The sequence below is a fragment of the Proteus sp. CA142267 genome, assembly GCF_003336825.1.
GTDB lineage: Bacteria > Pseudomonadota > Gammaproteobacteria > Enterobacterales > Enterobacteriaceae > Proteus > Proteus terrae.
On the sequence record NZ_QPMG01000002.1, the window covers coordinates 256,252 to 281,631 of the forward strand.

A 25,380-nucleotide genomic window follows, 5' to 3' on the forward strand; every position below is an offset into this window, starting at 1 on the left:
TTATGCTTAATCACGAATTAGAGCTGAGTCTTAATGTTGCATTCGCGAAAGCCCGTGATAACAGACACGAATTTATGACTGTAGAGCACCTGTTGTTGGCGCTATTAAGTAATAAATCGGCACGCGAAGCATTGGAAGCTTGTAAAGTCGATCTGGCAGTCTTACGCGAAGAACTTGAAGTCTTTATTCGTAAAACAACCCCAATTTTACCTGAAAATGTGGACAGAGAAACACAGCCAACGCTGAGTTTTCAGCGTGTATTACAGCGCGCTGTTTTTCACGTTCAATCATCAGGCAAAAATGAAGTCTCTGGTGCTAATGTGCTGGTGGCTATTTTTAGTGAACAAGAATCTCACGCAGCTTACTTATTACGTAAACACGACGTTAGCCGCCTTGATGTCGTTAACTTTATTTCTCATGGCATTTCGAAAGAAGATCAACAAAACGAAGATCTTTCTGATATGAATGATATGAATTCGCAATCTCAGCAAGAGATGCCACAAGGCGATGATCATATGGATAATTTTACCACTAACCTTAATCAGTTAGCGCGCCAAGGTAAAATTGATCCCCTAATTGGGCGTCAAGCTGAATTAGAAAGAACAATCCAAGTGTTATGCCGTCGTCGCAAAAATAATCCATTATTAGTGGGCGAATCAGGTGTCGGTAAAACAGCTATCGCAGAAGGGCTTGCATGGCGTATTGAGCAAGACGATGTTCCTGATGTGATGAAAGGCTACACTATTTATTCACTCGATATTGGTTCGCTCTTAGCGGGAACTAAATACCGTGGCGATTTCGAAAAACGTTTTAAAGCGTTACTGAAAACCCTTGAAAAAGATGAAAAAAGCATCTTATTTATTGATGAGATCCACACCATTATCGGTGCGGGAGCTGCATCGGGTGGACAAGTTGATGCGGCAAACTTAATTAAACCATTGTTATCTGGTGGTCGAATTCGCGTTATAGGCTCTACGACTTATCAAGAATTTAGCAATATTTTTGAAAAAGACAGGGCGCTTGCGCGTCGCTTCCAAAAAATTGATGTGACTGAACCATCCCCAGATGAGACAGTCTTGATCATCAAAGGATTGCGCCAAAAATACGAAGCACACCATGATGTACGTTATACCAATAAAGCCATTCAGGCAGCGGTGGACTTATCGGTTAAATACATCACAGATAGACATCTACCTGATAAAGCTATCGATGTTATTGATGAAGCAGGCGCAAAAACACGTTTAGTTGCACCAAGCAAACGTAAAAAAACTATTAATGTCTCAGATATTGAATCAGTCGTAGCTAAAATTGCACGTATTCCTGAAAAAACAGTTTCTAGCAGTGATAAATCAATGCTAAAAAACCTCGACAACCAATTAAAAATGTTGGTATTCGGTCAGGATCAAGCGATCCATGCCTTGTCTGAATCGATAAAGATGAGTCGAGCAGGATTAAGCCAAGATAATAAACCGGTGGGTTCATTCTTATTTGCAGGCCCTACTGGGGTAGGTAAAACGGAAGTCACTGTACAGCTAGCTAAAGCATTAAATGTGAAGTTGCTACGCTTTGATATGTCTGAATATATGGAAAGACATACGGTCAGCCGTTTAATTGGTGCTCCTCCTGGTTATGTTGGTTTTGATCAAGGGGGATTATTAACAGACGCTGTCATTAAAAATCCATATTCCGTAGTGTTACTTGATGAAATTGAGAAAGCACATCCGGATGTGTTCAATATCCTTTTACAGGTAATGGATAACGGTACATTAACGGATAACAATGGTCGTAAAGCAGATTTCCGTAATGTCATTTTAGTGATGACAACCAATGCAGGTGTGCGTGAAACACAACGTAAATCAATAGGGTTTACAGAGCAAGATAACAGCACTGATGCGATGGTTGAAATCAAAAAAGCCTTCTCACCTGAATTCCGTAATCGTTTAGATAGTATTATTTGGTTTAATGCATTATCGCCAGAAATTATCTCTATGGTGGTGGATAAATTTATTGTCGAACTACAAGTGCAGTTAGATGATAAAGGGGTATCGCTAGAAGTGAGCCAAGAAGCACGCCAATGGTTGTGTGATAAAGGCTATGATAGAGCGATGGGTGCAAGACCAATGGCGCGTGTTATTCAAGAAAACTTGAAAAAACCATTAGCTAACGAGATTTTATTCGGTTCTCTTGTTAATGGTGGATCGGTTTCTGTGACACTAGATAAACTGGCAGGCAAATTGAATTATGAGTTTGTTAGCCAAGAAAAATTGGCGAAGAATGAAGATGCCGTTATCTAAGGATAGCGGTTAATTTCAACTAAGCTATAAAAGCATACACCACAGGTGAGCATCAATAAATGCCTTGCCTGTGGTGTTTTTTTCACCCGTTATATGACAATAACGGGAGAGAACAGATTGGGATCAACGGCTACGGAAGATGATACGGCCTTTGCTCAGGTCATATGGGGTCAGCTCAACGGTAACCTTGTCGCCTGTCAGGATACGAATATAGTTTTTACGCATTTTTCCTGAGATATGAGCGGTAACGACGTGTCCGTTTTCTAATTCTACGCGGAACATCGTGTTTGGCAGAGTATCCAGTACTGTGCCTTGCATTTCAATGTTGTCTTCTTTGGCCATCTAATCCTCTAAGTTTTAATAACCATATTTTTTAAACGGCAAGATAATGCCGAAAATATTGTCCTATGTAAAGGAATGTTATTGGATAGCAATGGTGTTCACCTTGCTATTGTACTTAACATCCTTACCGCAACTTGCGTTTTACTTTGCTAAAGTAAAAGTAATAACAGAAGTTGTAATTCTTTATTTTGTGGTATTTGTAGCAATAAAATAACAGCACCCTAACCACATAATGGGTGTGTAAGATAAAATTTTTGTATAAACCTTTTTGCATAAATAACAGAATGACATTCTTAATTCTGTCTTAAATAAGAAGGGCTTTACAAAAACAAGCAGTGATTATAATTCCAACGATTGCTGATACCAACACTTTTTATCAATAATCACTTTTTTCCAACGAGATAACGCAACTAAATAATGTTCACGTGAAATCTCAGAGGCACCTAACGAGGCAGTATGAGAGTTTAGCACCTGACAATCAAATAGTTGACCCCCATAACGAAGAAAATGGTTATAAAAAGCAATAAAGGCACATTTAGAGGCGTTATCTCTACGGCTAAACATAGATTCACCACAAAAAACAGCACCCATATTTACTCCATATAACCCTCCAACGAGTTCATCACCTTCCCAAACCTCAACAGAGTGAGCCTCACCTTGTTGATGGAGAGCTTCATAACCTGCTTTTATATCAGGGCCTATCCATGTTCCTTCTTCACGTACAGAACATGCCTCAATCACCGAAGCAAAGGCATGATTAAGTGTAATTTTATAAGGCTGATGACGAATAAATTTACGTAAACTACGCCCAATATGCAAATCACCAGCGGGTAAAACGGCTCTTGGATCGGGTGACCACCATAATGGTTCTTCATTAGGAAAGTACCAAGGAAAAATACCCGATTGATACGCAACACGTAATCGCGAAAGGGAGATTTCTCCCCCTATCGCTAATAAGCCGTTGGGTTCTTTTAAAGCTAAATGAGGCTCTGGAAAATCCAAATCACAATCATCTAATTGAAACAATGGCATATTATGCCTCGTGAGTTGGTGTTAATAGAGCCTGTCTTTGATGAAATTTAGCATAATGCCCCTGTTGTTGTAACAACGAAGCATGAGTACCTGTTTCAACGATTTTTCCGCCATCCATAACGCAGATTTTATCCATTTTATCTAAACCGTGAAGTCTGTGAGTGATCATTAATACAGCTTTATCTTGGCAATGCTGATGCAAGAGTGCGAGGATTTGCTGTTCTGTATCGGCATCAAGGCCTTCTGTTGGCTCATCAAGCAATACAAGAGGTGCATTGTGGAGTAGGGCTCTTGCAAGTCCTAAACGTCGCTGCTCGCCACCAGAGAGCTGTCTACCACCATCGCCCATCCAGGCATTTAAGCCTTCATCATTTTCAAGTAGTTGCCCAAGACCGACTTGCTGAAGAACATGTTTAAGCTCTTCATCTGTTGCCTGTTCTTTTGCCATCAATAAATTTTCTCTTAATGTATGGCTAAAGACATGAACGCGTTGAGGAACAACGGACATCATTGAGCGTAATGTCGCTTCATCATAATCAGCAATAGGTAAATTATTTAAGCTGATTGTGCCGTGAGTCGGATCAAAAGCGCGATTGATCAACTGCAATAGTGTCGATTTACCACAACCTGTTTTCCCTAATAGGGCAATGTGTTGTCCTGCTTCAATCGTTAAATCTACGTGATTGATGACTTGCATTGGTTGGTTTGGATAAGTAAAGCAAATATTGTGCATTGTAAGTTTGGCACTATTATTTTTTTCTCCTCCATTTTCAGGAAAAATGACATCAGGTTTTTGCTCAATTAAATGAGAGATACGTGTTGCTGATGTCATCACTTGTCCTAAATGCTGGAAAGCAACAGTAACAGGGGCTAATGACTCAAATGCAGCCAATGCACAAAATGTAAATAAGGCAATTAACGCTTCAGGCATAAAGCTATTGTCGATACCGCCAGCTGCTAGCCACAAAATTAATGTTGCTGTTAGTCCTGATGCGAGGATCATCAATGATTGCGATAAACCGGTTAAGTTTGCCTGTTGTGCTTGTCTGCGTAGCCATTTAGCTTCAAGTTGCGCTAAGTTTTGTCTAAAACGAGGTAATGCACCAAAAACAGTTAGCTCAGCTTGTCCTTGCAACATACTGGTTAACACTGTGCGGTATTGGCCTCGTAAATCAGTAAGATCACGGCCAATAGGTTTACCTGCATAATAGAATACGAAAGGTAAAACAATCAGCAAGGTAAGCATAATGCCACCTAGCGTATTGGCTAAACGTGCATCAATTAAGCCAAGGCCAAACATTATTGCCATAATGACAACAAAAGCGGCAATGATAGGGGAGATAACGCGAATATAGAGGTGATCTAGCGTTTCAACATCAGCAACTAAGCGGTTAAGCAACTCACCTTGACGAAAACGAGCTATTCCACCCGGTGAAAGAGGGAGGATCTTTTTAAAGGTGAATACGCGCAAGTGCGACAATACGCGAAACGTGGCGTCATGACTGACAAGCCTTTCAAAATAACGACCCGCAGTACGAAAAATTGCCGCACCTCGAACACCCGCTGCAGGTAGCATATAGTTAAAGCTATAAATACCGGCAAAACCTGCAAGAGATGTACCTGCTAAAAACCAGCCTGATAGTGTTAAAAGACCAATACTCGCCAGTAAAGTCAGAATAGCAAGAATAATTCCCAGCAGTAACATAAACCAGTGACGGCGATAGAGTGCAAGAAAAGGAAGCAATACTCTCATGATTAAAGTTCCTCTTTACGATGAGCAAGAAGGCGAGCAAAAGTGCCATTCTGTTGGCTTAACGATGCATAAGTGCCAGTTTCAATAATTTGGCCTTTTTCCATCACCCAAATTTGGTCATAACCTAAAGTCTCTTCAAGTAGATGAGTAATAAGCAAGGTCGTTTGATTTAATGAGGCATTATTAAGTGCATGCATCACACGTTGTTCGCTATGAGAATCAAGACTTGCTGCAGGTTCATCTAATAACAAAAATTGACAAGGTGACAATAAAGCACGAGCAACAGCAATACGCTGAGCCTGACCAACAGAAAGGCGTGCAGCACTATCGCCAATAATTGTATTTAAGCCGTCAGGTAATTCATTAATAAAATCGCTGACATAGGCTTTTTCAATGGCAAGATTGATTTGTTCATCGCTGGCATTAGGATTGCTTAAGCGAATATTATCCAGCAAGGTTTGTTCTGGTAAATTAGGATTTTGACCAACCCAGCTTAAACATTGACGCCAAGCTTCAGGAGAGATCTGTGTTAATTCAATACCATTAACTTTTAATGAGCCACGATAAGGTAAAAAACCGAGTAGCGCATTTAACAACGAGCTTTTGCCTGCACCACTAAGACCCACAATCGCAATTCGCTGATGAGGATTAATGGTAAAGCTTAATGGACCCGCCAGCTTGACACCTTGATGAGATAGAATTTCTAGCTCATGAGCTGTTATCTCAATACTGTCTGTTGTATTGATACACTCATTGCCTGTGAATTGTGGTTTCTCACCTTCGGCTTCTAAGAATTCAACCAGAGATTCAGCCGCACCAATCGCTTGTGCTTTTGCATGATAGTACGTTCCTAAATCACGCAATGGTTGGAAAAATTCAGGGGCTAAGATCAACGCCAAAAAGCCTGAGAAAAGGGTAACACCCAAACCATAACTACCGAAATTAAGTTCACCTAAGTAAGAAAAGCCAAAGTAAACCGCCACAACCGCGATAGAAACAGCAGTAAAGAATTCCAATACGCCCGATGAAAGGAATGCCATTCTTAGCACTTCCATTGTCCGTTTACGGAAATCTTCTGTTGCTTCAGTAATCTGTTTAACTTCTGCATTACCACGGTTAAATAACCGTAATGTATCTAATCCTCTTAATCTATCGAGGAAGTTACCACTTAAACGACCTAATGCGAGGAAGTTTCTACGGTTAGCATCTGCTGCACCTAATCCAACTAATGCCATAAATAGTGGGATCAGTGGGGCGGTGAAAAATAGGATCAAGCCAGCAGCCCAGTTAACAGGGAAGATGGTGATAAGGATAAGAATAGGCACAATAGTGGAAAGATACATTTGCGGAATATAACGCGCATAGTAATCTTGCATATCTTCTATTTGTTCTAGAATAATTGTTGCCCAACTCCCCGCGGGTTTACCTTTAACCCAAACAGGGCCTAGCTCTTCAAGTCTATCAAGAACAATTTTACGAATTTGTTGCCTGACCGCCATACCACAGCGATAACCTACACGCTCTCGTATTGCCATCACCACAGCTCGTAAGATAAAAATACCAATAAGGGTGAGAAAGGTAGGTATATGCGTATCACGACTCAGACTGTCCATGATAAATGCTTGAAGTAAAACAGCTAATAACCATGCTTGTGCAATAATTAATAAACCGCTTACAACACCTAGGATCATTGATAGCCGTAGCCATCTACGGGCTGGAGCACTTTGCTGTTTCAGCCATCGAACCAATTCACTTTGTTTAGTTTTATCCATAAGAAAAGATTCAAATCTGCAGGTGAGATACAAAGTATCAGAAAGGCCAAGGGTAAGTAGTTATACGCTTTGGCAACCAGGCTAGTATGTTACATGGTAAAAGGCGCTACTGAAATAGCGCCTTAAGAGGAAGTGATGATTTTAGTTGGATTTTAGTGCGTCTAAGTAACGTTCTGCATCTAAAGCAGCCATACAGCCTGTGCCAGCAGAGGTAATTGCTTGACGATAAATGTGATCCATTACGTCACCAGCTGCAAAAACACCCTCGATAGAGGTTTGTGTTGCATTACCTTGAGTACCTGATTGTACTTTGATGTAACCGTTGTCTAATTCTAATTGACCGTCAAAAATAGCGGTGTTAGGGCTATGTCCAATTGCAATAAAGACACCCATAACATCTAATTCTTCGGTTTTATCACTCTTAGTGTCTTTTAAGCGAACTTTCGTTACACCCATATCGTCGCCAAGAACTTCGTCTAAGGTACGATCAGTATGCAAAATAATATTGCCACTGTTTACTTTATCCATTAAACGGTTAATTAAGATCTTTTCAGAACGGAAAGAATCACGACGGTGGATCAGATGAACTTCTGATGCAATATTAGCTAAATAAAGAGCTTCTTCTACTGCCGTATTTCCGCCACCGACAACAGCGACTTTTTGGTTACGATAGAAAAATCCATCACAGGTTGCACAAGCAGAAACGCCTCGGCCTTTAAAGGATTCTTCTGAAGGTAAACCGATATAGCGTGCAGAAGCACCCGTTGCGATAATTAATGCGTCACAAGTGTATTCTTGTTCATCACCAAATAGGCGGAATGGGCGGTTTTTCAGATCGACTTTATTAATATGGTCAGAGATAATCTCTGTATTAAATTTCTCAGCGTGCTGAAACATGCGGTCCATTAATCCAGGACCTGTTAGCCCCTCAGGGTCTCCGGGCCAGTTTTCGACTTCTGTTGTTGTTGTCAGCTGACCACCTTTTTCAACACCCGTAATCAGTACTGGTTCTAAGTTTGCTCTTGCAGCATAAACGGCGGCGGTATAACCCGCAGGGCCTGAACCTAAAATAATAAGTTTGCTATGTTTGATGGTGCTCATGTATACCTCATCTCTGATTAGGCGTGATGCGAATTGAGGGATTGTAGGAGAAATAAGACGTTAAAAAAAGCCAATGACGAGAAATAGACATAATATTTTAGCTATTTTAGCAATAGTTAATACTAATATAGTTTAATAATTATAGAGTTATATTGGGCTAACATCATCGAATTAACCTGAAACATTTTGCTTTACAATTGATGTTTATCTTGCGTATATAGATAATAACATAGCGCCTTGTTCTGATTTTTACTCATTTGCTTTGACAATCCGCTGTACATTTGCGAAAACATGATTGTTAAAGATAATTATCCTCGGATGTTATACGTAATATTTTTTAGACAGACAGGGTATCGGATAGTTACTTTATGATATTTGCTAATGAGTATTTGGATAAAATAGAACTTTTATCCGGCATTAAAAGAAAATAGATTGGTAGTTTGCTCTGACCGTTTGATACCGAAGTTTCGACAGTGATGCTGATGGTGTACAGGTATGGGTATAGGAAAATAAAGTAAGAGAAAAAGAGAAAGAGAGTATAGAGATGATTGATAATAAAAAACGTCCGGGTAAAGATCTTGATAGAATAGACCGGAATATTCTAAATGAACTTCAAAAAGATGGTCGTATTTCAAACGTTGAGCTATCTAAACGTGTAGGCTTATCACCAACGCCTTGTTTAGAGCGTGTTCGTCGTTTAGAGCGCCAAGGATTTATTTCTGGTTATACTGCACTGTTAAATCCACATTACTTAGATGCATCATTATTAGTATTTGTGGAAATCACACTAAACCGTGGTGCACCAGATGTTTTTGAACAATTCAATATGGCTGTTCAGAAACTTGAAGAAATCCAAGAATGTCATTTAGTTTCTGGTGATTTTGACTATCTGTTGAAAACTCGTGTACCTGATATGTCCGCTTACCGTAAATTACTAGGTGAAACACTGTTACGTCTTCCAGGTGTTAATGACACACGTACATACGTGGTTATGGAAGAAGTTAAACAAAGCAACCGCCTTGTAATTAAAACTCGCTAAGCCAACTTAATAGGTTGGTGCAAAGCAGGAAAAAGTTAGGTACACTCCTGTTTATGCATACAGTTTCAACGCTGGGACATCTCAGCGTTGTTCCGTTTTAATTCACCCTAAGTTAAACCTGGAGAGCCCTCTTTGAGCCAGGAATATACAGAAGATAAAAATATTCGTTTAACAAAGATAAGCAACCGTCGCCGTATTTGGGAGGCTATTCTCATCCTTATCGGCATTGGCGCTGTCTTTTTAATGGTTTCATTACTTAGCTTTCATCCCTCTGATCCTAGCTGGTCACAAACCACTTGGAATGAGCCTATCCAGAATTTAGGCGGCAGTATCGGAGCATGGTTAGCTGATATTCTATTTTCTGCATTTGGTTTACTTGCCTATGCAATTCCTGTCGTCGTGGTTTTTGGGTGCTGGAATTCTCTACGCTACCAACAAAACCGTGAATACACCGACTTCTTTTCCCTTGCACTTCGCACGATTGGTGCCTTGGCTCTGATCTTTACCTCTTGTGCATTAGCTGATCTTAATTTTGATGATATCTATAATTTTAGCTCTGGTGGTGTAATTGGAAGCTTGTTTAGCAAAGCTCTATTGCCGTGGTTTAATGTTTTAGGCGCTACTCTTGCCCTGTTATCTGTTTGGGCTATTGGTTTTACTCTGTTTACTGGTTGGTCTTGGTTAACAATCACAGAAAAAATTGGTGCCGTTATTTTGGGAAGTGTTGGTTTTATTACCAATAGAGGCCAAAATGAAGCTGATTACGCAGATGAAGAAGAGGAAGATGACACTCAAGATGTTGCTACAGAAATAGCTGAAAATTCAAATCAAAAAGAAAATCAGCAATCTGAATTAGGAACAGAAGAGAGTGATGATATTTTATTTTCTGCACCTTCAGCACTTGAACTAGCTCGTCAGCAAGAGATAGACACGTTGCAATCTAAAGCAGAAAAAGAAGATGATTTACCATCTTTCTCTGCAACAAATGATATAGCAGATGAACATGTACAAACATTGGCGCAACCAGCTCCTCTTATGTCAGCACCAGTTTCGCAACCAAGTGATACAGAAGAACCAGAACATTATCGTTTTGATATTCCAGAAGCATTCTTGAAAAAAGAAGCTCAATCGGAAATTAATGCTCCTCAACGTCCTACTTATTCCTCAATACCAGAAGAAAGTACACCTTCTGTAATGCCGTTTGTTGAAAATGAACCTATGGTACAGCCATCATCTGTATCAACAGATAGCTTTATGCCGACTGGCAGAGGAGCAGAACCTACATTCTCTCTAGCACCTGATACAGATTCTTTAACGCAAGCAGCTACGGTGGCAGCAGGTGTGGCGACTAGTGCTCTTGTTAGCCATGGCTCTCAAGTTAAACAAGGATTAGGCCCTGAGTTACCTCGCCCAAATCCAGTGCGATTGCCTACACGTCGTGAGCTTTATGGCATTCATATTCCTTCACAGCGTGAAGCCGAATTACGTCGTCGTGAAGAGGCTGTTCAATCTGAACCTGAAGATGAGTTAGCTGATATTCAAGAACAAGCTAATTTTGAACAAGAGTTGCGCCAGCAATTCCTCGAACAGCAACGTGAACGTTATGGTGAAAACGATAGTACTGATCCTGAAGATATTATTGAGCCTCATCAGCCAAGTGTCACAACACCAATATCTTCATTTAGTCATCGACAAGATGATTATAGTGATGAGCCAACAGTTACCGCGAATATATTCTCTTCCACAGAAGAAAATAACAACGATATTGATGAAGATGAGCAATATCAGCAACAGTTGGCAGCACAATTTAAGCAACAATTGCAGGATCGTTATGGCGATGATGTTTCGTTAGATGATGACGAAGATGAGGTTTTACCTCAAATATCGACACCAGCGCCTTCATTGCAAGCAACAACGGGTTATCAACCTCATATTCAACATTCGTTTGCCTCACAATCAGCGCAGCCGACACAAACTATTGAGAAAAAAGTTGAATACCCAGCCAGCAATGCATTTTTACAAATTTCACCTCGAGATGAAGAAGAGGAAGAGTACAGCCCTAAAATTGAGCTAGAAAGAGAGCTCACTGCATTAGAGGCATTCTCACCAATTGATGATCTATTGGATGAAGATCCGATAGAGCCAGTATTTACACCGATTGTTTCTGAACCTGTTACACCACAAGCAGCGCCTCAATCACGTATTGAGCCACAGCCTAATATAGCGCAGCATTTTGCACAGCAACAGCAACAGCAACAGCAACAGCAACAGCAACAGCAACAGCAACAATCTTTAATTCATCCATTATTGATGCGTAATGATAGGCCGTTGCAAAAGCCAACAACACCAATGCCTTCTCTGGATTTACTAACAACGCCGCCAGTAGAAGATGAGCCTGTTGATATGTTTGAGCTTGAGCGTATTGGTAAACTTATTGAAGCGCGTCTTAATGATTATCGTGTTAAAGCCAAGGTTGTTGGTATTTCACCGGGGCCTGTTATCACTCGTTTTGAACTTGAACTTGCTCCGGGTGTAAAAGCCGCACGTATATCAAATTTATCGCGCGACTTAGCGCGTTCATTGTCTGCTATTGCGGTACGTATTGTTGAAGTTATTCCGGGGAAACCTTATGTAGGACTGGAATTACCTAATAAAAAACGTCAAACCGTATATATGCGTGAATTGTTAGATAGCGATGCATTCAGAGATAGCCGTTCTCCATTAACCGTTGTTTTAGGTAAAGATATTGGCGGTCAGCCAGTTGTTGCCAATCTAGCTAAAATGCCTCACTTACTTGTTGCTGGTACAACGGGCTCAGGTAAATCTGTCGGTGTGAATGCGATGATCATCAGCATTCTCTATAAAGCTAAACCAGAAGATGTTCGCTTTATTATGATTGACCCTAAAATGCTTGAGCTTTCGGTTTATGAAGGTATTCCACATCTTTTAACTGAAGTTGTTACTGATATGAAAGATGCCGCAAGTGCTCTGCGTTGGAGTGTGGCTGAAATGGAACGTCGTTATAAACTAATGTCAGCATTAGGTGTGCGTAATCTTGCAGGTTATAACGAAAAAATTAAAGAAGCTGAAGCAATGGCACGTCCTATTCCTGATCCATTCTGGAAACCAAGCGACAGTATGGCAACAGAAATACCAACGTTAGAAAAAGAACCTTATATTGTTGTTGTCGTTGATGAATTTGCTGATTTGATGATGACGGCAGGTAAAAAAGTTGAAGAGCTGATTGCTCGCTTAGCGCAAAAAGCACGTGCTGCGGGTATTCACCTTGTGCTTGCGACACAAAGGCCTTCTGTTGATATTATTACAGGCTTAATTAAAGCTAATATTCCGAGCCGTATCGCATTTACTGTATCGAGTAAAATCGACTCTCGCACTATTTTAGACCAAGGTGGTGCAGAGTCATTACTAGGCATGGGTGATATGCTTTATGCACCGAATGGCTTTGTGCCTGAACGTGTTCACGGTGCTTTTGTTAGTGATGATGAAGTCCATGCTGTGGCAACTGACTGGAAAGCTCGAGGTCGTCCTCAATATATTGAAGCCATCACAAAATGTAACGAAGAAGGTGAAGGCAATAGTAGCGGTGGATATGATGATGGTGAAGAGCTTGATCCGCTATTTGACCAAGCCGTAGAATTTGTAGTTGAAAAACAACGTGTTTCTATTTCTGGTGTACAACGCCAATTTAGAATTGGTTATAACCGCGCGGCAAGAATTGTAGAACAGATGGAAATGCAAGGTATTGTGAGTGCGCCAAACCACAACAATACTCGTGATGTACTTTCACCACCACCTTCAGATATGTAATATCTTGAAAACACAGTTATCAGCTAATGAGATAGCATGATAATCTGCACAACATCATCAATAATTTATACGCCGACATTATGTCGGCGTTATCTCATGCCGAGGCTTGTAGAATGAAAAAAGTATTATTTGCAGTGTGTGCGATGACATTAATAAGTAGCCAAACCGCTTGGGCTGATGCACGTCAGGATTTGCAACAACGATTAAATAAAGTAAATAGTTTTCAAGCAAACTTTAGTCAAACTGTGACCAGTAATGAAGGCTCGCTTATCCAAAAGGGGGAAGGAAGTTTAAAAGTACAACGCCCTGATTTGTTTAATTGGCAAATGACTGCACCTGATGAGAGTTCGTTAATCTCCGATGGTAAAACATTGTGGTTTTATAACCCTTTTGTCGAGCAAGTCACTGCAACTTGGCTTGAAAGTGCTACAACCAATACGCCTTTTATGCTGATCGCCCGTAATGACAGTAAAGAGTGGCAAAACTATGATGTAAAACAGTCTGGTGATCGTTTCGAGTTAACTCCTAAAGTAGAAAATAACTTAAAACACTTTACGATAACTGTATTACCTAATGGACAAATTCAGCAATTCGCTGCCACAGAGCAAGACGGTCAAGTAAGTAATTATCAATTGACTGCACAGACTGCTACGCCAATCGATGCTTCCGCGTTTCGCTTTACACCTCCTGCGGGTGTGACTGTGGATGACCAACGTCAGTGAGGATATTTTGAGTAATTTATCACTCGATTTTTCACGCAATGAGTTTCAACCTTTAGCCGCAAGAATGCGACCTGAAACGTTGGAACAATATATCGGACAAACTCATTTACTTGCCGAAGGTAAGCCATTACCTCGAGCAATTAAAGCGGGTCAATTGCATTCCATGATCTTATGGGGGCCTCCTGGCACGGGTAAAACCACCCTTGCTGAGATCATTGGTCGCTATGCGCAAGCCGATATAGAACGCTTATCTGCGGTGACATCGGGTATTAAAGAAATCAGAGAATCTATTCAAATTGCGCGTCAAAACCGTAATGCAGGGCGTAGAACGATCCTGTTTGTTGATGAGGTTCACCGTTTCAATAAGAGTCAACAAGATGCTTTTTTGCCTCATATTGAAGACGGTACGATCACTTTTATTGGTGCAACAACAGAAAATCCCTCTTTTGAATTAAATTCCGCGTTGCTATCCAGAGCAAGAGTTTATCTATTACGTTCATTAACCGAAGCTGATATTGAGCAAGTACTACAACAAGCGCTAGACGATCCAGAACGAGGTTTAGGCGGACGTAATATTATCCTGCCAGATGATACGCGCAAAATGATTGCACAACTGGTTAATGGTGATGCACGTCGTTCACTAAATTTACTTGAAATGATGGCGGATATTGCTGAGGTTGATAATCAAGGAAAACGAGTATTAACACCGGCATTACTGACAGAAATCAGTGGTGAGCGTAGTGCTCGTTTCGATAATAAAGGTGATCGCTTTTACGATCTTATTTCTGCATTACATAAGTCAGTAAGGGGATCTGCACCTGATGCTGCTCTTTATTGGTATGCAAGGATCATAACAGCAGGTGGCGATCCTCTTTATGTGGCTCGTCGATTATTGGCGATTGCGTCAGAAGATGTGGGGAATGCTGATCCTCGTGCCATGCAAGTGGCAATTGCTGCATGGGATTGCTTTACTCGAGTGGGTCCCGCAGAAGGCGAGCGCGCTATTGCTCAAGCAATTGTATATCTGGCTTGTGCACCAAAAAGTAATGCCGTTTATACTGCATTTAAAGCAGCTATTGCCGATGCCAAAAGTAAGCCAGATTATGATGTACCTGAGCATTTACGTAATGCACCAACAAAATTAATGAAAGAAATGGGGCTTGGTGCTGAATATCGTTATGCTCATGATGAGCCTAATGCTTATGCCGCTGGAGAGGTCTATTTCCCTAAAGAAATGGCAAATACGCAGTACTATTACCCAGTAAAAAGAGGGTTAGAGATCAAGGTTGCAGAGAAATTAGACTGGCTTTCTCAACAAGATCAAAATAGTGTTACAAAACGCTATCGCAAAATGTAAAGATGCGGTAAGGTTATTAAATTATCATTAATTTCTTAACTATGCCTTGTCTCAGATATCTTTTTTATAAGATAGGAGAGAAGGTTTTTATTAATCTATAAATAAGCACAGGATAAGCATGCTCGATCCAAATCTACTGCGTAATGAGCTAGACGCGGTCGCCGAAAAACTGGCTCGCAGGGGGTTCACCCTCGATGTGGAAAAAATCCGTCAACAAGAAGAACGCCGTAAGGTGTTACAGGTTGAAACTGAATCCCTGCAAGCAGAACGTAATTCTCGATCGAAGTCCATTGGTGCGGCAAAAGCGCGTGGTGAAGATATTGAGCCACTTCGTCAAGAAGTTAACCTGTTAGGTGAAAAACTTGAAGCTGCAAAAGCCGAACTTGAAGTGCTTCAAGCGGAAATTCGTGATTACGTTTTAACTATTCCAAACATGCCAGACGATGCTGTTCCAAATGGCAAAGATGACAGCGAAAACGTTGAAGTTTCTCGTTGGGGCACACCAAAGACTTATGATTTTGAATTAAAAGATCATGTGACTTTAGGTGAACTAACAGATGGTTTAGATTTTGCTTCTGCGGTCAAAATCACCGGCTCACGTTTTGTTGTGATGAAAGGCCAAATTGCACGTCTACATCGTGCTATCGCACAATTTATGCTGAATCTGCATACAGAAGAGCATGGCTACCAAGAAATGTATGTTCCTTACTTGGTTAACCACGCAACTCTGTACGGTACAGGTCAGTTACCTAAATTTAGTGAAGATCTATTTCACACTAAACCGTTAGAAGAAGAAGCAGAAAGCCAATACGCGCTTATTCCAACAGCGGAAGTACCTGTGACAAATATGGTAAGAGATGTCATTCTTGAAGAAGATGATCTACCATTGCGAATGACTGCGCATACGCCTTGCTTCCGTTCAGAAGCGGGTTCTTATGGACGTGATACTCGTGGTCTTATTCGTATGCACCAATTTGATAAAGTTGAACTGGTTCAAATCGTTCATCCTGAAAAATCAATGGAAGCATTAGAAGAGTTAACGGGTCACGCTGAGAAAGTGCTGCAACTACTGAATCTACCATATCGTAAAGTTGTGCTTTGCACTGGTGATATCGGTTTTGGCGCTCGTAAAACCTATGACTTAGAAGTATGGGTTCCTGCTCAAAATACTTACCGTGAAATTTCTTCATGCTCTAACTGCTGGGATTTCCAATCACGTCGTATGCAAGCACGCTTCCGTTCTAAAGGTGACAAGAAAATTCAACTTGTTCATACCTTAAATGGTTCTGGCTTAGCAGTAGGTCGTACTTTAGTTGCAATTATGGAAAACTATCAAATGGCCGATGGCCGTATTGAAATTCCAGAAGTGTTACGTCCATACATGAACGGTTTAGAATATATCGGTTAATTATTCTCTAATTAATTGAGTATTAATAATTTAACCCCTTGCTTAGGCAGGGGGTTTTTTAATGATATAGAAAGAAATAAAAAATTATATTTTTATTTAATACACAACATCTCAATGAGGTTTAGATAAATAAGGTAATAGAGAAAAAAATATCTCTATTTTTCTTTCATTTTCCATATTAACAAAATCGTCCATTGCAATTTCTATATAATCAATGGTTTTATTATGAATAGTAAATTTATACATTAAATGTCCACTCCAACTACGGTAGACATAGATACAGTTTTCTATACTATAAGAAAGCCATTTATCTTCCATGCATGAAGGTAACCACCCATTTAATATATTTTTTTCTGCTTCTTCTGTTAGAGAATAATTAATATAATGAATTAATGGTTTTTTTTTAAATATTTTAAGTTTTTTAATATTTCTTTATTTATCATTTTATTTATTCCGAAAATTTTAATTGTTTCACAGACTACTGAAATAGATTTAAATGATCAAAAGGAATGTATAAGAACTTAGACCTTGTAACATAAAAAGGGGAGCATAATATTGTAATTAAATAAAAAATGATAGCTGAGTTCTCGCCATTTACTCTTAATAAGAAATTTTCTAGTCTTCTTAATGTCATCTAAATATAGTTATAAAATGTAGAAAAAAGATGATTATTAAAAAATTCTTACTAAATAAAGTGGGATTAAATAAAAATATAACGCAATCCGCCATTGGTTAAACCGATCACGGCAGATCTTATTTATGCTGTTAAATTAGACCTATCGCTCGAATTTATCTCAGTTACTTTATGACGTTTCTATTTCATTAGAACCCTACAAAAGAGCATATTCTATGATAGTTTCTAAACAGCAGTTACATCAATTAATAAAAAACAAATTACATCATGCAGGATTAAGTGAGTCTCATGCGGATACGGTGGCTGATGTCTTAGTCCATGCTGATGCCAAAGGTATTCATTCTCATGGTGCTGTGCGTGTAGAATATTATGCAGAACGGATCAGTAAAGGCGGTACAAATATAGCCCCTGATTTTACTTATACTGAAACAGGACCCTGTAGCGCCGTATTTGATGGTGATAATGGAGCTGGACATGTTGCAGCGAAAGACGCAATGGAACGCGCAATTAAAATGGCACAGGAGAAGGGGGTTGCTGTTGTTGGTGTAAGACGAATTGGTCATAGCGGCGCACTGTCTTACTTTGTTGAACAAGCATCACAAGCGGGTATGATAGGTATTTCGTTGTGCCAATCTGATCCAATGGTTGTTCCTTTTGGTGGCTCAGAGGTGTATTACGGCACAAATCCTATCGCATTTTCTGCTCCAGGCGTAGGTGATAAACATATTACATTTGATATGGCGACAACAGTACAGGCGTGGGGCAAGGTGCTTGATGCACGTTCACGTCATGTCGATATTCCTGATACTTGGGCGGTAGATGAAAGTGGAAAACCTACAACCGATCCCTTTGCAGTAAAAGGGTTATTGCCTATTGCAGGCCCTAAAGGCTATGGCTTAATGATGATGGTTGATGTGTTGTCTGGTATTTTACTTGGGCTTCCTTTTGGTAAACATGTCAGTTCGATGTATCACGATTTAACGCAAGGGCGAGAATTGGGTCAATTACATATTGTGATTAATCCCGCATTCTTTACTGATGCCACTCTATTTAGAGAACATATCTCACAGGTTATGGGCGAATTAAATGCAATTAAACCTGCACCGAATGTAGATAAAGTTCTCTATCCTGGTGAGAATAGTCAAATAGAAGAGCAAAGAAGCGAGAAAGAAGGCATTGAAATTGTTGATGAAATTTATGATTATTTAATATCTGATGTGCTTTATAACAAATCCTATAACAATAAAGACCCGTTCGCAGGATAATATAACGTCTCTATTCGCGATAAAAAAGAACAGGAAGAGGGATGCCGAGTGTTCTTTTTTATTTTTAAGAATTTATAATTCACCAGAAATTATTTTATTTGGTTATTTTATTATAGTAAGTAAATTAAATTTAGTTCATTATAAAAATAATGAATTATAGTTTTTTTAATTATATAGTAATTAAAAGAAGTGTATATCTTTATTGATTCATGGTTTAAATTGGTGATGATTATGAATAATTTATTTACGTATCTCACAGTTAAAATCAAACAAGATGCCGTTTTATCTGTTGAACTCGCAGAAAAGAGTCCATCTATCCGTAATTTTAATCTTGCTAATAAAATATTGACCATAAAATTAACAAATGAGGAATTAAAATTACAGAAAAATTCTAAAGATATCTCTCTTATTCAAGAAAAAATTGAAAACTATGAATCATTATTTTTAAAGTTAAATAAAGTTAAGAGAAAATATGCCTATGAAGATAAATGTATAATTGAATTAAAAAAATCATTGACAATGAAAAAAACAGAAGAAAGGGAAAAAGAAAAGATCATAGAAGATTATAAAAATAGAGAAGTGAATTATGGATTTATAAATAAAAATATCAATAACTTTATAAATGAAAATTTAGTGGATTTTTTATTTGGAAATAAAAAAGTTAATAACGGTTATTTTCATAATGTTGATATTAATGATGATGTTATTAGTGATGTAGATATATATAATTCAAGATTTCATGACTGTAATATAAATGAATTAACATTCAAAGATTGTAATTTAATTAAATCTAATTTTTATTGTTCAACAATAAATAATTCAACGTTTAATCATTGTGATTTAACTAATGCTAATTTAGAATGTGCAAATATAGAGAATGTGAATTTTATAGATAGTAATTTAAGTGGTGCTAAAATTAAGGTGAAAACTGCTAACTTTGAAAATGCAACACTTGATAATGCAAGCATGAAATTTGATATGAGTTTTTTAAATTCAATAAAAAATAAAAACTCTCTATTTGAAACCATTAGTTCTCTATTTGAAACTATTAACTCTATAGATGAAAAATATACTGAAATAAAAACATCATTAATGAACGATTTACTTTTCAAAATTTATCGTATTATTTCAAATGATTATAATAATGTAGGGATCTCAATAAACTTAATATTAGATAATATTTTTTCTAATAAATACTTTTGCAAAGACGATGTTATTAAAAAATTTATTACTGATATTTTATATACCTCTTATTTTAACAATGAGTATAGCAATTATATTGATAAACTATCCCCTGATTTCTTATCTTTTCATTTAGATATAATTTATAATTATGATAATAATGAACTAATAAACTTTATGTTAGAAAAAAATCATCAATTCATTAAGTTAATGGTATTATCACTTTATCATGAAAATACAAGTATTAGAGATAGAGCAAGAGCATTGTATGATAAATATCTTAATCTTGAAGAGATCAAACCTTTTACTGAAGAAATATTTTTTGGTTGTGGTAATAAAGTGGTTGATTGGAGTGATAAAAGTAATTGCAATTATATCTTAATAGGTAATGATAAGAATAAAAAGATCATTATTGCTCACGAGAATATAGTTAATATGTTATTCAATAATAATGTGGAGAATAATTCGAGTTGGAATAAGTTTTATCTTTATATAAATAATAATTTACAGAGATATAGTAAAATTAATTATGAAGAGCTGTTTAGCTCTCTAGAGTTGTTCCCAGGATTTGAGATCAAATATTTACCTAATTTTCTTATTTTTGAAGATAGTTATAAAAAAATAATCAATAAAATCGAATCTAAAAAATGGTTATCATTACTTGAATCAAGTGATTTTTATTATCAATTTCACTACGCATTAATAGGTATACCCCCTTCATCTAATGCAAAGCTTATTGATTTCGAAATGCAAGAAGATCTAGCTGAAACATTTATGCCATTTTTAAGCATTTCAGATAATGAGATTAAAAAAAACTCTCTAAATATTGAACATTATCAAAAGCTTTGTGAAGTTTTTAATATTACTTCGGCAGATAATGAACTGAAGTCTCAGTATTTATTAAGTCTTTCTATTTTAATTATTAAGTATTCATCAGGATCTGTATTTGGCATTCAATCAGATTCACCTGAAATATTAAGAATGTATGCTTATGCTTTAATGAATAAGGCCAACGAGTTAAACCCAGAGTTAATGGGAGGGAATTTTGATAAATGGGGTAATAAACTATTAGGAATAAATAACGCGTTTCAATGTACTGATATGCTTTTTTCAGTGATGAGTGATTATGGAAAAGAACACTTCGAAAATATATTTTATAGAATCATGCCGTTACATTGGAGATAATGATTCTTTAAAATAAAAGAAATAATGCACTCCAAAGTTATTTATCAACTGTTGGAGTGCAGGCTAAAAAACGTTAATCTTCGTTTTAATGAATTAAATCGAAGATTAACTAACTAATTTACCAATATTAGATTCAGCTGTTTTATTTAGAGAAATTGTTCCATTTCCACCACTTCCGCCAATTCCACCATTATTTCCTATATTATGGTGATAAAAAACGTCACGATAAGAGCCATACATCGCAGTGTAAGATAGAGGAATAGTAATTAATAACCCTAGACCAAATGGAATAACACTAATAGCGATAATAAAGAACAGCAAAATAAAGAAGAAGAACCCACCAGCTAAATTTATTTTTACGGCTGAAAGGCTTGCTTTAACCGCAGGGAGTGCTTTGTAACCATTAACTAATACAAGTGCAGGGACAAACCAATAAGCTGCGGTACTCAATGCGCCAAAAATAGCAATAATAACAAAAAATAATATAAATCCAGATGAGTTATCCATCAACATTTCAACAATAATCTCTTCAGGATAATCGCTATTGATAGCATAAAAAATATCCATCATAGCGGCACTGCTGACGATAAATGCAAGAATAAAGCCTACAAGTAAAATGAGAAAACTAATACCGTAAGCCCCCATCAAACTAAGATAACGTTTGTTATAGAAACCAACAAATAAGGAATCAACATCAATACGTTGAGTTTCATACTGTTGATGAGCAATTGCCACGACACCCGCGGCTAATACAGTAGTAACAAAAGGTGAGATGATTGGACCAATTAGAGGAATAAATCCAAGAATGGTCGATATAATAAGGCTAACAATAAAGTAGATAATAATAACGCCTATCCACATCCAAAAACGTTCTTTTATTAAATCCCATCCCAGTCCTAACCAGCGAACACCACCTGAAGCACCTCGAGCTTGAGGAATAGGCGTGAATACCTCTTGTGGCTCTGTTTGCGATGAATTGTTGTCTTGTTCCATTTCCTGTACCTTAATCCTAATGTCTTTGTTTATAAATATAAGCCTTCTATAATATCTTTTAGTTTTGTTATTAATCAACTGTATTAAAACTAATATAGGTTAAGGATAATCTTATAAAGACGATTTAAGTTTATTGATAATTGTATTTAATAATAAAAAATATTATTTCTGAGATCGTTTTTTAAAGGTAAGGGAGTATAAGATGAGAAGAATGAAAAACGTGCTTTCTAGTATCAAATAATGTTGCTTTATAAACAAAAAAGCAGTGCTTAAAAACACTGCTTCTTAAATTAATTTCCAATAGAAAAACTTAATACATGACTTTATGGCCGTAAGACTCAAGAATTGATTTTACATTTTCCATCGTCTCTTTTGACGGTGGATGAATGCCATCTAGTTTGTATTCTTCTCCTAAAGCTACCCATTTATGTTTGCCGAGTTCGTGGTAAGGAAGAAGTTCTACTTTCTCGATATTTTTCATATCTTTAATAAATTCGCCTAAACGATGAGCAGAATCATCATCATCAGACCAACCCGGTACAACTACATAACGAACCCATGTTTTTTGGCCTCGTTTTGCTAAATAACGTGCGAATTCAAGTGTACGCTGGTTTGATACACCAACCAGTTTCTGATGGATCTCATCATTGATTTGTTTTAGGTCGAGCATCACTAAGTCAGTGGCATCCATCAATTCATCAATAACGGGATCATAGCGACGAACAAAGCCGTTAGTATCTAAACAGGTGTGGATATTTTCTTTCTGGCAAGCACGGAACCAATCACGTACAAACTCTGCTTGCAAAATTGCTTCGCCACCTGAAGCAGTAACACCACCGCCAGAAGCATTCATAAAATGACGATAGGTAACCGCCTCTTTCATTAGTTCATCAACTGTGACGATTTGCCCACCATGAGTATCCCATGTGTCACGGTTGTGACAATAGAGGCATCTCATTAGGCATCCTTGAAAGAAAACAATGAAACGTATTCCGGGACCATCAACAGTACCGCAGGATTCAAATGAGTGGATACGACCAAGTACGGACATAACAGGGTTACTCCAAAACTGTCTAATAAAAAGGCCCCGAAGTAGGGGCCTTTATTCTAAGCGATTTTATCTACTTTCTCAGTAAATAAATGCATATAGTTATCTTAATTACATTGTTTGTGTAAATGTACGGGTGATAACGTCTTGCTGTTGCTCTTTAGTCAGTGAGTTAAAGCGAACTGCATAACCAGAAACACGGATAGTTAACTGAGGATATTTCTCAGGATCTTCCATTGCTTCTAACAGCATTTCACGGTTCATCACGTTGACGTTCAGGTGTTGACCACCTTCGATGCCTGCTTCGTGGTGGAAGTAACCATCCATTAGACCAGCAAGGTTCGCTTTACGAACATCATCATCTTTACCTAATGCATTAGGTACGATTGAGAAGGTGTAAGAAATACCATCTTTTGCATAAGCAAATGGCAGTTTCGCAACAGAAGTCAGAGAAGCTACCGCACCTTTTTGGTCACGACCGTGCATTGGGTTAGCACCTGGTCCGAATGGTGCGCCTGCACGACGACCGTCTGGAGTGTTACCTGTTTTCTTACCGTAAACAACGTTTGAAGTAATAGTCAGGATTGACTGTGTAGGTACCGCATTACGGTATGTACGCAGTTTCTGAATTTTCTTCATGAAACGTTCAACTAAGTCACAAGCGATGTCATCTACACGAGAATCGTTGTTACCGAATTGTGGGTATTCGCCGTCAATTTTGAAGTCAATCGCTAAGCCGTTTTCATCACGGATTGGAGAAACTTTTGCATATTTGATTGCAGACAGTGAGTCAGCAGCAACAGACAGACCTGCGATACCACATGCCATTGTACGATATACATCACGGTCATGAAGTGCCATCAGAGCTGCTTCATAGCTGTATTTATCGTGCATATAGTGGATAACGTTCAGCGCAGTGACGTACTGAGTTGCTAACCAATCCATAAAGTGATCCATTTGGTTCATCACGGTATCGAAGTTTAATACTTCGTCCATGATTGGAGCATGTTTTGGACCTACTTGGATTTTCAGTTTTTCGTCAACACCACCATTGATGGTATACAGTAAGGTTTTCGCTAAGTTTGCACGAGCACCGAAGAACTGCATTTGTTTACCAACAACCATTGGGCTAACACAACATGCGATTGCATAGTCATCGCTGTCGAAGTCAGGACGCATTAAGTCATCATTTTCGTACTGGATTGAAGAAGTATCGATTGAGACTTTCGCTGCGTATTTTTTAAAGTTGATAGGCAGTTGTTCTGACCACAGGATGGTCATGTTTGGTTCTGGTGATGGACCCATTGTGTACAGGGTATTTAAGAAACGGAAAGTATTCTTAGTTACCAGAGTACGGCCATCTAAACCCATACCTGCTAAAGATTCTGTTGCCCAGATTGGGTCACCAGAGAACAGCTCATCATATTCAGGAGTACGTAAGAAACGAACCATACGTAATTTCATGACTAAGTGGTCAATTAATTCCTGAGCTTGTTCTTCTGTCAGTAAACCTGCATCAATATCACGTTGGATGTAGATATCTAAGAAAGTAGATACACGACCAAATGACATTGCAGCACCGTTTTGAGATTTAACAGCGGCTAAGTAACCGAAGTAAGTCCATTGTACTGCTTCTTTAGCGTTTTGAGCTGGACGAGAAATATCGTAACCGTATTTCGCAGCCATTTCTTGGATTTGACCTAAAGCAGCGTGCTGCTCTGCGATTTCTTCACGCAGTTGGATAGTCATTTCCAGATCTTCGCCTTTTTCCATTCTTTCTTGTAAAGAGGTGAATTGGGCAAATTTATCTTTACGCAGGAACTCAATACCGTACAGTGCAACACGACGGTAGTCACCGATGATACGGCCACGACCATATGCATCTGGTAAACCTGTTAAAATACCAGATTTACGGCATTTCATGATGTCTGGAGTATAAACATCGAAAACGCCTTGGTTGTGAGTTTTACGGTAATCAGTAAAGATTTTTTTCAGTTCTGGATCCAGCTCACGGTTGTAAGCATGGCAAGAACTTTCAACCATACGGATACCACCGAATGGGATGATCGCACGTTTCAGAGGTGCATCAGTCTGTAAACCTACGATTTGTTCTAAATCTTTAGTAATGTAACCCGCATCGTGAGATGTGATAGTTGAAGCAACAGAAGTATCAAAATCAACCGGCGCATGCGTGCGGTTTTCGATTTTGATGCCTTCCATAACTTGTTCCCAAAGTGTATCAGTTGCTTTAGTGGAACCTGCTAGGAAAGATTCGTCGCCTTCATATGGAGTGTAGTTTTTTTGAATAAAGTCACGAACGTTAACACCGTTCTGCCATTCACCTTCAGAAAAACCTTTCCATGCTTCAGCAAATTTTTCATTTAAATCAGACATGATACTTCTACCTTTTTACAATGGAACTTAA

At 38.3% G+C, this 25,380-nt stretch carries 16 protein-coding genes; 8 read left to right on the top strand and 8 right to left on the bottom strand.

What is annotated here, in order from left to right; translation table 11 throughout:
* Nucleotides 1-2 precede the first annotated feature (2 nt).
* Nucleotides 3-2,294, top strand: coding sequence for an ATP-dependent Clp protease ATP-binding subunit ClpA (gene clpA / locus C0T34_RS06920; protein ID WP_098943751.1), 2,292 nt, complete (start codon nucleotides 3-5; stop codon nucleotides 2,292-2,294).
* Between the two features lie 123 nt (nucleotides 2,295-2,417).
* On the opposite strand, the gene infA is transcribed toward clpA, so the two are convergent.
* The 5 genes from infA to trxB all read right to left on the bottom strand — a co-directional run bounded on the left by infA (nucleotide 2,418) and on the right by trxB (nucleotide 8,294).
* Complete coding sequence (gene infA, locus C0T34_RS06925; protein WP_004244560.1) at nucleotides 2,418-2,636, bottom strand: translation initiation factor IF-1; 219 nt, start codon at nucleotides 2,634-2,636, stop codon at nucleotides 2,418-2,420.
* Between the two features lie 339 nt (nucleotides 2,637-2,975).
* A complete protein-coding gene (aat, locus tag C0T34_RS06930; RefSeq protein WP_098943749.1) occupies nucleotides 2,976-3,668 on the bottom strand; it encodes a leucyl/phenylalanyl-tRNA--protein transferase in 693 nt (230 codons plus the stop codon).
* Nucleotide 3,669: 1 nt separating this feature from the next.
* Complete coding sequence (gene cydC / locus C0T34_RS06935) at nucleotides 3,670-5,421, bottom strand: cysteine/glutathione ABC transporter ATP-binding protein/permease CydC (RefSeq protein WP_098943747.1); 1,752 nt, start codon at nucleotides 5,419-5,421, stop codon at nucleotides 3,670-3,672.
* Between the two features lie 2 nt (nucleotides 5,422-5,423).
* Nucleotides 5,424-7,193, bottom strand: a complete 1,770-nt coding sequence (cydD, locus tag C0T34_RS06940) for a cysteine/glutathione ABC transporter permease/ATP-binding protein CydD (RefSeq protein WP_098943746.1) — start codon at nucleotides 7,191-7,193, stop codon at nucleotides 5,424-5,426.
* 141 nt (nucleotides 7,194-7,334) lie between these two features.
* The gene (gene trxB / locus C0T34_RS06945; RefSeq protein ID WP_023581304.1) at nucleotides 7,335-8,294 is read right to left on the bottom strand and encodes a thioredoxin-disulfide reductase; all 960 of its coding nucleotides are present in this window, start codon (nucleotides 8,292-8,294) and stop codon (nucleotides 7,335-7,337) included.
* Between the two features lie 544 nt (nucleotides 8,295-8,838).
* Between trxB and lrp the strand changes: the two genes are divergently transcribed.
* From lrp to C0T34_RS06985, 7 genes are all read left to right on the top strand, one after another.
* A complete protein-coding gene (gene lrp / locus C0T34_RS06950) occupies nucleotides 8,839-9,333 on the top strand; it encodes a leucine-responsive transcriptional regulator Lrp (protein WP_004244566.1) in 495 nt (164 codons plus the stop codon).
* Between the two features lie 132 nt (nucleotides 9,334-9,465).
* Nucleotides 9,466-13,161, top strand: a complete 3,696-nt coding sequence (locus C0T34_RS06955; RefSeq protein WP_109849901.1) for a DNA translocase FtsK 4TM domain-containing protein — start codon at nucleotides 9,466-9,468, stop codon at nucleotides 13,159-13,161.
* 113 nt (nucleotides 13,162-13,274) lie between these two features.
* Nucleotides 13,275-13,883, top strand: a complete 609-nt coding sequence (lolA, locus tag C0T34_RS06960) for an outer membrane lipoprotein chaperone LolA (protein ID WP_109849902.1) — start codon at nucleotides 13,275-13,277, stop codon at nucleotides 13,881-13,883.
* A 7-nt stretch (nucleotides 13,884-13,890) separates the two neighbouring features.
* Nucleotides 13,891-15,240: a replication-associated recombination protein A gene (locus C0T34_RS06965; protein WP_098944101.1), complete on the top strand. Its 1,350-nt coding sequence runs from the start codon at nucleotides 13,891-13,893 to the stop codon at nucleotides 15,238-15,240.
* Between the two features lie 118 nt (nucleotides 15,241-15,358).
* Complete coding sequence (gene serS / locus C0T34_RS06970) at nucleotides 15,359-16,648, top strand: serine--tRNA ligase (protein ID WP_098943743.1); 1,290 nt, start codon at nucleotides 15,359-15,361, stop codon at nucleotides 16,646-16,648.
* A gap of 849 nt (nucleotides 16,649-17,497) precedes the next feature.
* Nucleotides 17,498-18,547 (top strand): ureidoglycolate dehydrogenase, encoded by a 1,050-nt coding sequence (gene allD, locus C0T34_RS06980; RefSeq protein WP_109849904.1) that lies wholly within the window; start codon nucleotides 17,498-17,500, stop codon nucleotides 18,545-18,547.
* A gap of 231 nt (nucleotides 18,548-18,778) precedes the next feature.
* Nucleotides 18,779-20,914 carry a pentapeptide repeat-containing protein gene (locus C0T34_RS06985; protein WP_162556817.1) on the top strand — a complete coding sequence of 712 codons (2,136 nt, stop codon included), beginning with the start codon at nucleotides 18,779-18,781 and terminating at the stop codon, nucleotides 20,912-20,914.
* A 105-nt stretch (nucleotides 20,915-21,019) separates the two neighbouring features.
* On the opposite strand, the gene C0T34_RS06990 is transcribed toward C0T34_RS06985, so the two are convergent.
* The 3 genes from C0T34_RS06990 to pflB all read right to left on the bottom strand — a co-directional run bounded on the left by C0T34_RS06990 (nucleotide 21,020) and on the right by pflB (nucleotide 25,349).
* Nucleotides 21,020-21,907 carry a BPSS1780 family membrane protein gene (locus C0T34_RS06990; protein WP_109849906.1) on the bottom strand — a complete coding sequence of 296 codons (888 nt, stop codon included), beginning with the start codon at nucleotides 21,905-21,907 and terminating at the stop codon, nucleotides 21,020-21,022.
* Nucleotides 21,908-22,217: 310 nt separating this feature from the next.
* A complete protein-coding gene (pflA, locus tag C0T34_RS06995; RefSeq protein WP_098943738.1) occupies nucleotides 22,218-22,958 on the bottom strand; it encodes a pyruvate formate lyase 1-activating protein in 741 nt (246 codons plus the stop codon).
* A gap of 108 nt (nucleotides 22,959-23,066) precedes the next feature.
* Nucleotides 23,067-25,349, bottom strand: a complete 2,283-nt coding sequence (pflB, locus tag C0T34_RS07000; protein WP_098943737.1) for a formate C-acetyltransferase — start codon at nucleotides 25,347-25,349, stop codon at nucleotides 23,067-23,069.
* Nucleotides 25,350-25,380: the final 31 nt, after the last annotated feature.